The organism is Cellulosimicrobium sp. NPDC030954 (assembly GCF_055571305.1).
The window spans coordinates 330,703-343,995 of sequence record NZ_JBVIFN010000004.1; the positions used below are offsets into that span (position 1 = coordinate 330,703).

7 protein-coding genes and 1 tRNA gene are annotated in these 13,293 nt (G+C 73.0%); 3 read left to right on the forward strand and 5 right to left on the reverse strand.

Annotation, left to right across the window (positions count from 1 at the left end; all coding sequences use genetic code 11):
* Positions 1 to 17: 17 nt before the first annotated feature.
* On the reverse strand, positions 18 to 638 hold the full coding sequence (locus ACZ402_RS11340) for an ANTAR domain-containing response regulator (protein WP_053370758.1): 621 nt from the start codon (positions 636 to 638) through the stop codon (positions 18 to 20).
* Between the two features lie 191 nt (positions 639 to 829).
* On the opposite strand from ACZ402_RS11340, the gene ACZ402_RS11345 reads away from it, so the two are divergent.
* From ACZ402_RS11345 to ACZ402_RS11355, 3 genes are all read left to right on the forward strand, one after another.
* Positions 830 to 903 (forward strand) — tRNA-Leu (locus tag ACZ402_RS11345).
* A gap of 126 nt (positions 904 to 1,029) precedes the next feature.
* Positions 1,030 to 3,273, forward strand: coding sequence for a glycoside hydrolase domain-containing protein (locus tag ACZ402_RS11350; RefSeq protein ID WP_375823772.1), 2,244 nt, complete (start codon positions 1,030 to 1,032; stop codon positions 3,271 to 3,273).
* Entirely contained in the window at positions 3,270 to 4,598 is a 1,329-nt protein-coding gene (locus ACZ402_RS11355) for a glycosyltransferase (RefSeq protein WP_375823773.1), read from the forward strand. Before ACZ402_RS11350 ends, ACZ402_RS11355 begins: the two co-directional genes overlap by 4 nt.
* Here ACZ402_RS11355 and ACZ402_RS11360 read toward each other — a convergent pair.
* The 4 genes from ACZ402_RS11360 to gltB all read right to left on the reverse strand — a co-directional run bounded on the left by ACZ402_RS11360 (position 4,570) and on the right by gltB (position 13,185).
* Positions 4,570 to 5,424, reverse strand: coding sequence for a nucleotidyltransferase domain-containing protein (locus ACZ402_RS11360; RefSeq protein ID WP_375823774.1), 855 nt, complete (start codon positions 5,422 to 5,424; stop codon positions 4,570 to 4,572). The two genes, ACZ402_RS11355 and ACZ402_RS11360, sit on opposite strands and share 29 nt — an antisense overlap.
* A 175-nt stretch (positions 5,425 to 5,599) precedes the next feature.
* Entirely contained in the window at positions 5,600 to 7,030 is a 1,431-nt protein-coding gene (gene pyk / locus ACZ402_RS11365; protein WP_375823775.1) for a pyruvate kinase, read from the reverse strand.
* Positions 7,031 to 7,142: 112 nt separating this feature from the next.
* On the reverse strand, positions 7,143 to 8,609 hold the full coding sequence (locus tag ACZ402_RS11370) for a glutamate synthase subunit beta (RefSeq protein WP_375823776.1): 1,467 nt from the start codon (positions 8,607 to 8,609) through the stop codon (positions 7,143 to 7,145).
* A complete protein-coding gene (gltB, locus tag ACZ402_RS11375; protein WP_375823777.1) occupies positions 8,602 to 13,185 on the reverse strand; it encodes a glutamate synthase large subunit in 4,584 nt (1,527 codons plus the stop codon). Before gltB ends, ACZ402_RS11370 begins: the two co-directional genes overlap by 8 nt.
* Positions 13,186 to 13,293 lie beyond the last annotated feature (108 nt).

Below are 13,293 nucleotides of genomic sequence, written 5' to 3' on the forward strand. Positions count from 1 at the left end.
CGGTCGCCGATGCGGGCTCAGGCGCCGCCGACCTGCTCGATGACGGCGTCCGCGACCTCGCGCATGGTGAGGCGGCGGTCCATGGACGTCTTCTGGATCCAGCGGAACGACTCCGGCTCCGACAGGCCCATCTTGGTCATGAGCAGGCCCTTGGCACGGTCCACGCGCTTGCGCGTCTCGAACCGCTCCGCCAGGTCCGCGACCTCGGACTCGAGCGCCGTGATCTGCGAGTAGCGCGAGATCGCGATCTCGACCGCGGGCAGCAGGTCCGCCGGCGTGAACGGCTTGACGACGTAGGCCATGGCCCCGGCGTCGCGCGCCCGCTCGACGAGCTCCGCCTGCGAGAACGCCGTCAGCAGGACGACCGGCGCGGCGTGCGCCTTGCCGATCTGCTCCGCGGCGGAGATGCCGTCGAGCTCGGGCATCTTCACGTCCATGACGACGACGTCGGGCTTGAGCTCGAGCGCCAGCTTCACCGCCGTCGCGCCGTCACCGGCCTCGCCGACGACATCGAACCCGGCGTCGCGCAGCGTCTCGACCACGTCGAGACGGATCAGGGCCTCGTCCTCGGCGACGACCGCGCGGCGCGCGGGACGGCCCGACGGGGCGGGGGTCGCGGCGGGCTCGGGCTCGATCATCGGGGGCAGGTCGAGCGGCTGCTTGTCCTCGGGCTGCGCTGTCTGGTCACTCACGGGGTTCACTGTAGTGCGCCGTACCCCCTGCCGCCCCCGCGTTTCGCCCTCGGAGGAGTGTGATTCTCGTGAAGGCGGGCACGTGTGGTTCGATGGTGCACGCGCTGCGGACCCGGTGACCGGCCCCGCCGCGCACCGCCCCGGTAGCCCAACCGGCAGAGGCGTTCGGCTCAAACCCGATCCAGTGTGGGTTCGAATCCCACCCGGGGCACCCTCTACCTCCTGACCTCGTCCCGGCGTCGTGACGCGCAGGAAACCGCAGGAAACACTCGCGACACACCCCGCTCGTACCGTCCGGAGCAGGGCGCGTGGCCGTGCGTCCGGGTGGGAGGTGGGCGTGCTCGAGCACGTGGACCCGTTCGTGGGCACGGGTGTGACCGATCTCCCGGCGCCGACCGGCCTCGCCGCGACGTGGTGGTCCCCCAAGCCGCTCGTGGGCAACACCCACCCCGGAGCCACCCATCCGCTCGGGATGGTCTCGGCGTGCGCCTACTCGGGCGCCTACCCCACGGGGTACGGCCGGTACGACCTCGGCACCGAGGGCGTACCTCCCACGCTGTTCGACCACCCGGTCGCGTCGGGCCTCACGCACTTCCAGCAGTCCGGCACGGGCGCGATCCGCAAGTACTACAACTACGTGCGGGTGACGCCCATGCTCGAGCCGCTCGACGCGCTCGGCCGGCACTGGGACCTGCTCGACGAGGAGGCCTCCCCCGGCTACTACGCCGCCACGCTCGGCAACGGGGTCCGGTGCGAGGTCACGGTCGGCCCCAAGAGCGCGGTCCACCGCTACACCTTCCCCGCGCACCCGGACGCGCGCCTCGTCGTCGACCTCTCGCTCGGCGGCCTGGCGATCCCGTACGGCACGACCGTCCCGCTCCGCGCCCACCTCGCGACGCTGGGCCCCGGGACGGCGGCCGGGGAGATCGTCGTCGAGGGCGCGCCGCTCGCCGTCCACCTCGAGTGCGACGCGCACCCGTGGCGGCAGATGCTCTGGTACGACCGCCGCCTCATGCCGGGCAGCACCCGCCTGGACTTCGCGGACATCCGGCCGACGACGCTGCGCCCCTTCGGCCTCCTCTGGGCGGGCCCGACGACGGCCGGTCAGGTCGTCGAGGTCCGGCTCGGCTTCTCGCTGCGCGGGCCCGAGCAGGCGCACGCTAACCTCCGCGCGGACTGCGGCCCCGGCCCCGCGGCCTTCGCCGCCCGGCACGAGAGCACCACGACAACGTGGGCGCAGCACCTCGACCGGATCGAGGTCGAGTGCCCGGACCCGGCACGCCGCACGGTCTTCGCGACGGCCCTGTACCACGCGCTGCTCAAGCCCTGCCTCGCCCCGGACGAGAGCCCCTTCTGGCCCGGCGACACGCCGTTCGCCTTCGACGTGTCGACGATGTGGGACATCTACCGGACCCAGCTCCCGCTCCTCACGACCTTCTGGCCGGAGCGCGCCGTCGAGCTCGCGACCGCGCTCCTGCACGTCTGCGAGGTGGAGGGGAACTTCCCGATCGGGTACCGGATGGCGCGCGGGGCCGACCGCTTCTCGCGCCAGGCGAGCGCGCTCGCGCACACGTTCCTCGCCGACCTGTGCGCCATCGACGAGCCGGGCATCGACTGGGACTGGGCGCTCGTGCACCTGCACGCCGACCTGCGCCGGACCTACGGCGAGGACTACCTCCTGCACGGTGTCGCGCACCCGATCAGCCACACGCTCGACCTCGCGTTCGGCTACTGGTGCACCGCGCTCGTCGCGCGCCGCGTCGGCGACCACACGCTCGCCGACGAGCTCACGCGGCACGCCCGCGGGTGGGTGAACGCCTTCGATCCCGCCACCGGGCTGCTGCACGACTCGACCTTCTACGAGGGCGGCCGGTGGAACTACTCCTTCCGCCTCGTGCACGACATGGCGGCGCGGATCGCGCTCGCGGGCGGCGACGACGCGTTCGTCGCGCTCCTCGACCGGTTCTTCGGCGTCGGCGCACCGGCCGTGACGCAGCCGGGCGAGCGGCCGTCCGTGGCCGAGATGACCGCCGGGTACGCGCTGAACCGCTTCGAAGGGCTGAACAACGAGCCCGACATGGAGGCGCCGTGGGCCTACCACTACGCCGGGCGTCCCGACCGGACCGCCGAGGTCGTGCACGCGGCGGTCCACCAGCGCTTCGGCACCGGGCCGGGCGGCCTGCCCGGCAACGACGACTCGGGCGCGCTGAGCTCGTGGTACGTCTGGGCGTCGCTCGGCCTGTTCCCGGTCGCCGGGCAAGGGATCTTCCTCGTCAGCGTGCCGTCGTTCGTCGAGTCCCGCCTCCGCGTCCCCGGTGGGACGCTCACGATCGAGACCACCGGCTTCGTCGAGCCCGGCCCGCGCACGCCGCCGCAGCACGTGCGCGCCGCGTGGCTCGACGGCCGTCCGCTCGACCGGACCTGGCTCCCCGCGACGCGCGTGCGCCGCGGCGGGCGCCTCGTCCTCGAGCTCGGGAAGCACCCCACGGACTGGGGCACCGCACCCGAGCACCGGCCTCCGTCGTACCCCGACGGGAGCCCCGCACGCCACCCGACCGACCAGACCTCGGAGACGTCATGACCATCACGCCGCGCCAGACGCCCACCCGCCGCCTCGTCGTCGTCGTCCGCGCCGACCCCGTGATCTGCGGCCACTCGGGCGAGGCCCGCAACCTCGCCGAGGCCGCGCTGCACCGTGGGTTCACGGACGTGCGGATCGTGACCTGGCCGGTCGAGCGCCTCGAGGCCGCCGGGCTCCCGCTCAAGCCGCTCGACTCCGTCCTGCCCTACAGCGCGGGCATCACGGTCGAGCGGCCGGGTCCCGTCGGCGACTACAAGGTGCCCGACGGCCGATACCTCGCCGGGCTCACCGGCCGCCTCGTCGAGCTCTTCACCGACGGCGTGCCCACGGTCTGCCTCTCGTTGTACCTCAGCCCGCACACGACCGCGGTGACCGACGCCGTGCGCGTGGCACGCAGCACGGGCCTGCCCGTCGAGGTCGCCACGATCGCCGAGGCGGTCGGCTCCGACGTGACGAACGTCGTCCGCTCGTGCGTCGAGGACGGCCGCTTCGGAGCCGCCGCGCACGTCCTGTCCGGGTACCTGGCCAGCGACCTGTGCGTCACCGTCTCCCGGTACACGCGCGACCTCGTGGTGGCGTGCGCCCAGGAGATCGACGACCGGCACGGGACCTTCTTCGCGGAGCAGTGCGCCGAGCGCGTGCAGGTCTCGTACCCGGCGATCGACACCAGCGCGTACACCGGTCTCGATCCGGCGGTCACGCGCGACGTGCTCGCCGGACGCGGTCTGGACGACCGCCCGTACGTGCTCTTCCTGTCCCGTCTCGCCGCCGCGAAGGGCGTCGACGACCTGATCGACGGGTTCACGCTGTCCGCCCGCGCCGCGGGCGCCCGCCTCGTCGTCGCGGGCCGCGGTCCGGCCGAGGCCGACCTGCGTGCGCGCGCCGCCGCGAGCGGCGCGGCCGACCGGATCGTGTTCCTCGACGACGCCGACGACGCCACCAAGCCGCACCTCATGGCCGGCAGCGCCGCGTTCGTCCTCCCGAGCAAGCCACGCCCGGAGTTCGTCGAGACGTTCGGCATCGCCCTCGCCGAGGCGATGCTCTCCGGCGGGGGGCCGGTGATCACCACGGACACCGGTGGCATCGGCGAGGCCGTCGGTCCGCACGCGACGATCGTCCCGACGCACTCCCCTGCCGCCGTCGCGCACGCCCTCGACGAGGCGCTCTCCCTCGACGCCCCGGCGCGACAGGCGCGCGCCGGCGCGGCCCGGACGTACGCGTCGCAGTTCGACCGGGCCGCCGTCCTCGACGCGATGCTCGCCCGACTCGTGGCGTCGCCCACCGCGCCCCGGTGGGTCACGGACCAGCGGCCGGTGCGCGCGTGAGGTCCGGCGTCGGGCGGGACGGCGCCGGACCGTACCGCGCGACCAACGTCCGGAACGCCTCCGCGGCGACCGTGCGCGCACCGGCGCGGTCGCCGTCGTGCAGCACGGCGTCGGACGCGAGGGCCAGCTCGTCGGCCACGAGCCGAGCGAGCGGTCCCGGAACGGCGCCCGCACCCATCTCGCGCGACACGGCCTTGAGCGCGACGAGGTCCGACGCGGCACGCACCACGCTCGCCGAGGCCTCGCCCTCGGCGAGCAGGGTCGCCAGGTCCATCGGGGGGACCGCCTCGGGGCGAACCCGGAGCCAGCGCAGCGTCGCCGCCGGGCGCACGGCGTAGAACACCTCCTTGAGCGGCACCTCGGGGTCCGACCACCAGCGCTCCCGCTGCCCCCGTGCGACGTGCAGGTAGTGGCGCCGCAGCGCGGAACGGTCGACGACGTGCTCCGCGAGCGCGAGCAGCTCCGCCCGGAACGCGTCGTCGGCGCGGTACACGATCGGCGAGCGCACCCACTCCAGCAGCGTCGCGTTGCCCCGCACAAGGAGCCGCACCGCCTTGAGCAGGTCCCAGCCGTTCACGTCGAGCACGGCGTCGAGCGGCGTCTCGACGACGTCGCGCCGCGGCCACGGGTCCAGGTAGTCCGCCACCGGCCGCACGTAGACGAACCGGCAGTCGTAGTCCGAGTCCGGCGACGGGAACCCCCACGCACGGCTCCCGCTCTCCACCGCGAGCGGTATGGCGACCTGCTCGTCGCGCACGACGGCGTCCAGCCGCGCGTCGACCCGACGCACGACCGCAGGGTCCAGGGAGTCCGGCACGGCACGCATCCCGCGAGGGTAGGAGCACCGGAGCGTCCGTGTCGTGGTCTTTCCACCGACGGGTCGCTCGCGCGCGCGGTGGCCGCGGTGCTCGACGGCGAGACGCCGGACGGCGGCGCCCCTGCGAGAGGGGCGCCGCCGTCCGGCGTCGTGCGCGGTCTACGCCCTCACGGGCGCGACGGTGTCAGGCGCGCGTGTCGGAGTGGTCGCCGATCTTGTGCACGAGGATCGAGTTCGTCGTGCCCGGCTGGCCCACGGGGGCGCCGGAGACGACGACCACGAGGTCGCCGACCTCGGCGAGGCCGTTGGCCTGCAGGGTCGTGTCGACCTGGCCGACCATCGCGTCGGTGTTCTCCACCTCGGGCACCTGGTACGTCTGGGTGCCCCACGTGAGCGACAGGACGTTGCGCACGTGCTCGCGCGGCGTGAAGGCGAGCAGCGGGATCGACGAGCGCAGGCGCGACATGCGACGCGCCGAGTCGCCCGACTGGGTGAACGTCGCGAGGTACTTCGCGCCGAGGATCTCACCGATCTCGGCGGCGGCACGCGTGATGGCGCCACCGCGCGTGTGCGGGGTCGAGCCGAGCGGCGCGATGCGCTCGCGGCCGGCCTCCTCCGTCGCCTCGATGATGCGGGCCATGGTCTCGACCGTCAGGATCGGGTACTCGCCCACGCTGGTCTCGCCCGAGAGCATGACCGCGTCGGCGCCGTCGAGGACGGCGTTGGCGCAGTCGGACGCCTCGGCGCGCGTCGGGCGCGGCGAGTTCGTCATGGACTCGAGCACCTGCGTCGCGACGATGACGGGCTTCGCGTTGCGACGCGCGAGCTCGACGATGCGCTTCTGGACGAGCGGCACCTGCTCCAGCGGGAGCTCGACCGCGAGGTCGCCGCGGGCGACCATGACGCCGTCGAACGCGTCGACGATCTCGGCGAGGTTCTCCACGGCCTGCGGCTTCTCGATCTTCGCGACGACGGGGACCGTGCGGCCCTCCTCGTCCATGATCCGCTTGACGTCCTCGAAGTCCTTCGCGGACCGCACGAACGACAGCGCGATGATGTCCGCGCCGAGCTTGAGGGCCCAGCGCAGGTCGTCCTGGTCCTTCTCGGACAGCGCCGGCACGGAGACCGCGACGCCCGGGAGGTTCAGGCCCTTGTTGTTCGACACCGGGCCGGCGACCTCGACCCGCGTGACGACGCGCGGGCCCTCGACGGCAGTGACGCGGACGAGCACCTTGCCGTCGTCGATGAGGATCGGGTCGCCGACGCGCGCGTCGCCCGGCAGACCCTTGTGCGTCGTGGAGACGAGCTCCTTGGTGCCGACGACGTCCTCGGTCGTGATCGTGAAGGTGTCACCCTCCTCGAGCCAGTGCTTCTCGTCGCCGCCGAAGCGGCCCAGGCGGATCTTCGGCCCCTGGAGGTCGACGAGCACCGCGACGGAGCGGCCCGACTCGGCGGCGGCCTCGCGCACGCCGTGGTAGACGGCCGCGTGCTCCTCGGCGCTGCCGTGGCTGCGGTTGATCCGCGCCACGTCCATCCCGGCGTCGACGAGCGCGCGGAGCTGCTCCTTCGACTCGGTCGCGGGTCCGATGGTGCAGACGATCTTTGCTCTGCGCATATCTCCAGCCTCTAGTCTTCCGACCGGCCGGGAGCCGGTCGTCGCGGGGTGCCCCTCCCTAGGATGCCCCGCTCATCGTCCCGGCGCCGGACACCCGGCGCCGGGGTGCACGTCAAGCGCGCAAGGACACGGTGTTCGCGCGCACAGGCGCGGGCAGCTCGGTCCCTCCCTGAAGGTAGGCGTCGACGGACGCCGCCGCCGCCCGACCTTCGGCGATCGCCCACACGATCAGCGACTGCCCACGACCCGCGTCGCCGGCCACGAAGACCCCGGGCAGCGACGACGCGAAGTCGTCGCCGCGCGCCACGAGGCCGCGGCCCGTGAGGTCCGCGCCCGCCTGGGTCGTGATGGTCGCCGTCTCCGGCCCGGTGAAGCCCATCGCGACGAGCACGAGGTCCGCGGGGATCTCGCGCTCGGTGCCCGCCTTGGGCACGCGACGGCCGTCGGGCAGGTACTCGGTCTCCGCGACGCGCAGCGCGCGCACGGCCCCGTTCTCGTCGCCCAGGAACTCGACGGTGGACGCGAGGAACGCGCGCTCACCGCCCTCCTCGTGCGACGAGGACACCTCGAACACGATCGGGTCCGTCGGCCACGGCTGGGTCGCGGACCGCTCGAGCGGCGGCTGCTTGCCGATCGCGAGGGTCGTGACGCTCGCGGCGCCCTGGCGCAGCGAGGTGCCGAGGCAGTCCGAGCCCGTGTCGCCGCCACCGATGACGATGACGTGCTTGCCCGTGGCCGTGATCTGGTCGGGCACCTCGTGCCCCGCCACGACCGCGTTCGCCTGGTGCAGGAAGTCCATCGCGAAGTGGATGCCGCCGAGCTCGCGCCCCGGCACCGACAGGTCGCGCGGCACCGTCGCACCGGTCGCGACCACGACGGCGTCGTACCGCGCCCGCAGGTCGTCCCACGTGATGTCGACGCCGATCTCGACGCCGGGGCGGAACCGCGTGCCCTCGGCCTCCATCTGTGCGACGCGGCGGTCGATGTGGTGCTTCTCGAGCTTGAAGTCGGGGATGCCGTAGCGCAGCAGGCCCCCGACGGCGTCGTCTCGCTCGTACACCGCGACGGTGTGCCCGGCGCGCGTGAGCTGCTGCGCGGCGGCGAGCCCGGCGGGGCCGGACCCGACGACCGCGACCGTGAAGCCCGTGAGCCGCTGCGGCACCTGGGGCGTGACGTACCCGCGGTCGAACGCCTCGTCGATGATCGAGACCTCGACGTTCTTGATCGTCACGGGCGGCTGGTTGATGCCGAGCACGCAGCTCGACTCGCACGGCGCCGGGCACACGCGCCCGGTGAACTCCGGGAAGTTGTTCGTCTCGTGGAGGCGGTCGATCGCGTCGGCCCACTGCTCGCGGTAGACGAGGTCGTTCCACTCGGGGATGAGGTTCCCGAGCGGGCAGCCCTGGTGGCAGAACGGGATGCCGCAGTCCATGCAGCGGCCCGCCTGCTCCTTGAGGAACGGCTGGCCCTCCTCGAGGTGCGCGTGCACGTCCTTCCAGTCCCGCAGGCGCACGGCCACCGGGCGGTTCGGCGGGAGCTCGCGCTCCCGCACCTTCAGGAATCCGCGGGGGTCAGCCACGGGCCACCTCCAAGATCTGGTCCCACACGCCGGGCGCGGCCGGGTCGAGACCGGCCGACTCGGCCTTCTCGAGCGCCGAGCGCATGCGGGCGAAGTCGGTCGGCAGGACGCGCGTGAAGCGCTGCACCGCCGTGGCGAAGTCCTCGAGCAGCTCGGCCGCGAGCGGCGAGCCGGTCTCCTCGTGGTGACGGCGGACGAGCCGCTCGACGAGCGCGACCTCGGCGTCCTCGAGCGGGCTCAGCCCGAGCTCGCCGGTCGCGAGCGCGCTCGTGTTCACGGCGCTCTCGCGCAGGTCGAGCACGTACGCGGTGCCGCCGGACATGCCGGCACCGAAGTTGCGCCCGGTCGGGCCCAGCACGACGACCGTGCCGCCCGTCATGTACTCGCACCCGTGGTCGCCCACGCCCTCGACGACGAGCGTCGCGCCCGAGTTGCGGACGCCGAAGCGCTCCCCGACGCGACCGCGCAGGAAGATCTCGCCCGACGTCGCGCCGTAGCCGATGACGTTCCCGGCGACGACGTTGCTCGACCCGGTGAGGACCGCGTTGCGGTCGGGCCGCACGACGATCCGCCCGCCCGACAGGCCCTTGCCGACGTAGTCGTTCGCGTCCCCGAACAGGCGCAGCGTGACGCCGCGCGGGAGGAAGGCGCCGAGCGACTGGCCGGCGGACCCCGTGAGGGTCACGTCGATCGTGTCGTCGGGCAGGCCGTCGCCGCGGAACCGCTTGGTCACCTCGTGGCCGAGCATCGTGCCGACGGTGCGGTTGACGTTGCGCACCGGCAGGGAGATGCGGACCGGCTCGCGCCGCTCGAGCGCGTCCTCGGCGAGGGCGACAAGCTGGTTGTCGAGCGCCTTCTCCAGGCCGTGGTCCTGCGTCGTCGTGTTCCGCAGCGACGCGCCCTCGACGGGGACGGGCTTCTCGAGGATGGGCGCGAGGTCGAGACCCTGCGCCTTCCAGTGGTCGATCGCCTGGCGCGTGTCGAGGAGCTCGACGCGGCCGACGGCCTCCTCGATGCTCCGGAACCCGAGGCGCGCCAGGTACTCGCGCACCTCCTCCGCGATGAACTCGAAGAAGTTCACGACGAACTCCGGCTTGCCCGTGAAGCGGGCCCGCAGCTCCGGGTTCTGCGTCGCGACGCCCACCGGGCACGTGTCCAGGTGGCACACGCGCATCATGACGCAGCCCGAGACCACCATCGGCGCGGTCGCGAAGCCGAACTCCTCGGCGCCGAGCAGCGCGGCCACGACGACGTCGCGCCCGGTCTTCATCTGCCCGTCGACCTGCACGACGATGCGGTCGCGCAGGTTGTTGAGCACGAGGGTCTGCTGCGTCTCGGCGAGGCCGATCTCCCACGGCGTGCCCGCGTGCTTGAGCGACGTGAGCGGGCTCGCGCCCGTGCCGCCGTCGTGGCCCGAGATGAGGACGACGTCCGCGTGCGCCTTGGACACGCCCGTCGCGACCGTCCCGACGCCGAACTCGGACACGAGCTTGACGTGGATGCGCGCCGCCGGGTTCGCGTTCTTGGCGTCGTGGATGAGCTGCGCGAGGTCCTCGATCGAGTAGATGTCGTGGTGCGGCGGCGGCGAGATGAGCCCGACGCCCGGCGTCGAGTGCCGGGTCTTCGCGACCCACGGGTACACCTTGTGCCCCGGGAGCTGACCGCCCTCGCCGGGCTTGGCGCCCTGGGCGAGCTTGATCTGGATGTCGTCCGCGTTCGTCAGGTACTCGCTCGTGACGCCGAAGCGCCCCGACGCGATCTGCTTGACCTTGGAGCGGCGCTCCGGGTCGTACAGGCGCTCCGGGTCCTCGCCGCCCTCGCCGGTGTTCGACCGGCCGCCCAGGCGGTTCATCGCGATCGCGAGGGTCTCGTGCGCCTCCGCGGAGATCGACCCGTAGGACATGGCGCCCGTGTTGAAGCGCTTGACGATCTCGCTCACGGGCTCGACCTCGTCGAGCGGGACCGCGGGGCGCTCGCCCTCGCGCAGCGCGAGGAGACCGCGCAGCGTCATGAGGCGCGAGGACTGCTCGTCCACGCGGTGCGTGTACTGGCGGAAGATGTCGAACCGTCGCTCGCGCGTGGCGTGCTGGAGGCGGAAGACCGTCTCCGGGTCGAACAGGTGCTCCTCGCTGTCGCGGCGCCACTGGTACTCGCCGCCCGTCGTGAGACGGACGTGCGGGCGGTGGTTGCCGGACTTGGGGTACGCGTCGACGTGCCGCGCCGCGACCTCGGCCGCGACGACGTCGAGCCCGATGCCGCTGAGGCGCGACGTCGTGCCCGTGAAGAACGCCTGCACGAGGTCGTGGGACAGGCCCACCGCCTCGAAGACCTGGGCGCCGCGGTAGGAGGAGATGGTCGAGATGCCCATCTTGCTCATGACCTTGAGGACGCCCTTGCCGAGCCCCTTGATGAGGTTCGCGACGGCCTTCGCCGGGTCGACCGTGAGGTAGCCGCGGCGCGCGAGGTCCTCGACCGTCTCCATGGCGAGGTACGGGTTGACCGCGGCGGCGCCGTAGCCGATGAGCAGCGCGACGTGGTGCACCTCGCGCACGTCGCCGGCCTCGACGACGAGCGACACCTGGGTGCGCGTGTGCCGGCGCAGCAGGTGGTGGTGCACCGCGCTCGACAGGAGCAGCGAGGGGATCGGGGCGTGCTCGGCGTCCGAGTCGCGGTCCGACAGCACGATGAAGCTCGCGCCCGCGGCGACGTGCTCGTCGACCTCGGCGAAGATCTCCTCGAGGCGGGCGAGCAGGGACTCGCCACCGCCCGCGACGCGGTACAGGCCCTTGATCGTCACCGCGCGGAAGATGCCGGCGAGCTTCGGGTCCTTGTCGACGCGGATGATCTTGGCGAGCTGGTCGTTGTCGAGCACGGGGAACGGCAGCATGAGCTTGCGCGCGTGCTCGGGCGTGTCGACGAGGAGGTTCGGCTCCGGGCCGATCGCGCCGCCGATGGACGTGACGAGCTCCTCGCGGATCGCGTCGAGCGGCGGGTTCGTCACCTGCGCGAACATCTGCGTGAAGTAGTCGAAGAGCAGGCGCGGTCGCTTCGCGAGGACGGCGATGGGCGTGTCCGTGCCCATGGCGCCCAGCGGCTCCGCCCCCGTGTTGGCCATCGGGGTGAGGATGACCTTGAGCTCCTCCTGCGTGTACCCGAAGGCGCGCTGGCGGCGCTCGACCGACGCCGGGCTGTGCGCGACGTGCTCGCGCTCGGGGAGCTGGTCGAGGTAGACCGCGTTCTCCGCGACCCACTGCGCGTACGGGCGCTGCGCGGCGAGCTGGGACTTGATCTCCTCGTCCTCGATGATCCGGCCCTGGCCGGTGTCGACGAGGAACATGCGCCCCGGCTCGAGGCGGCCCTTGCGGACGATCGTCGCGGGGTCGAGGTCGAGCACGCCCGCCTCGCTCGCGAGCACCACGAGGCCGTCCTCGGTCACCCAGTAGCGTCCCGGGCGCAGGCCGTTGCGGTCCAGGACCGCGCCGATCAGCGTCCCGTCGGTGAAGTTCAGGCACGCCGGCCCGTCCCACGGCTCCATGAGCGTCGAGTGGTACTCGTAGAACGCGCGCAGGTCCGGGTCCATGTCGGCGTGGTTCTCCCACGCCTCCGGGATCATCATGAGCACGGCGTGCGGCAGCGAGCGGCCCGACAGGTGCAGGAGCTCGAGCACCTCGTCGAAGCTCGCCGAGTCGCTCGACCCCTCCGAGCACACCGGCAGGAGCGGCGCGAGGTCGCCGACGGCGTCGCTCGCGAGGGTGCCCTCGCGCGCCGCCATCCAGTTGCGGTTGCCGCGCACCGTGTTGATCTCGCCGTTGTGCGCGATCATCCGGAACGGCTGCGCGAGCGGCCACGACGGGAACGTGTTCGTCGAGAACCGCGAGTGCACGAGCGCGATCTCGCTCGCGTACCGCGGGTCGGACAGGTCCGGGAAGAACGGCTCGAGCTGCGCCGTCGTGAGCATGCCCTTGTACGTGAGGGTGCGCGCCGAGAGCGAGGCGAAGAACAGGCCGAGCTCGTTCTCCGCGCGCTTGCGCAGGCGGTAGGTGCGGCGGTCGAGCTCGACGCCGGACAGCTCGCGCGCGGGGTCCGCGACGACGACCTGGCGGAACAGCGGCATGGACGCGCGGGCGCTCGGTCCGACGAGGTCGGCGGTCACGGGCACGTCGCGCCACGCGAGGACCTCGAGCTTCTCCTCGGCCGCGATCGCCTCGACACCGCGGGCCGCCTCCGCGGCCGCGCCGGCGTCCTGCGGGAGGAAGGCCATGCCGATGGCGTAGTGCCCGGCGGGCGGGAGCTCCGCGTCGACCACGTCGCGCACGAACGCGTCGGGGATCTGCGTGAGGATCCCGGCGCCGTCGCCGCTGTTCTCCTCGGCGCCGACGGCGCCGCGGTGGTCGAGGTTGAGCAGGGCCGTCAGGCCCGCGTCAACGATGTCGCGTCCGGGCGTGCCGCGGAGCGTCGCCACGAAGGCGACGCCGCACGCGTCGTGCTCGGCGGCGGGGTCGTACAGACCGGATGCCGTGGGAGGGGCGGACAGGGCAGGTGCCCGGTGCGCGTCCCGATACTGCGGCGTGGTCATCAACACCGTCCTCACAGGCGCCCGACCGAGACGGCCGGGCTGGTTCCAGCTGGGGGATTCGGGACGTCGTCGGCCCTATGGACATGACAGAACCCACCGGGCGGTCGC

Excerpts from the sequence above, each read along its gene's own strand:
- ACZ402_RS11360 (WP_375823774.1), bottom strand. The coding sequence starts at position 5,424 with ATGCGTGCCGTGCCGGACTCCCTGGACCCTGCGGTCGTGCGTCGGGTC.
- ACZ402_RS11340 (WP_053370758.1), bottom strand. The coding sequence starts at position 638 with ATGATCGAGCCCGAGCCCGCCGCGACCCCCGCCCCGTCGGGCCGTCCC.
- ACZ402_RS11355 (WP_375823773.1), top strand. The coding sequence starts at position 3,270 with ATGACCATCACGCCGCGCCAGACGCCCACCCGCCGCCTCGTCGTCGTC.
- gltB (WP_375823777.1), bottom strand. The coding sequence starts at position 13,185 with ATGACCACGCCGCAGTATCGGGACGCGCACCGGGCACCTGCCCTGTCC.
- pyk (WP_375823775.1), bottom strand. The coding sequence starts at position 7,030 with ATGCGCAGAGCAAAGATCGTCTGCACCATCGGACCCGCGACCGAGTCG.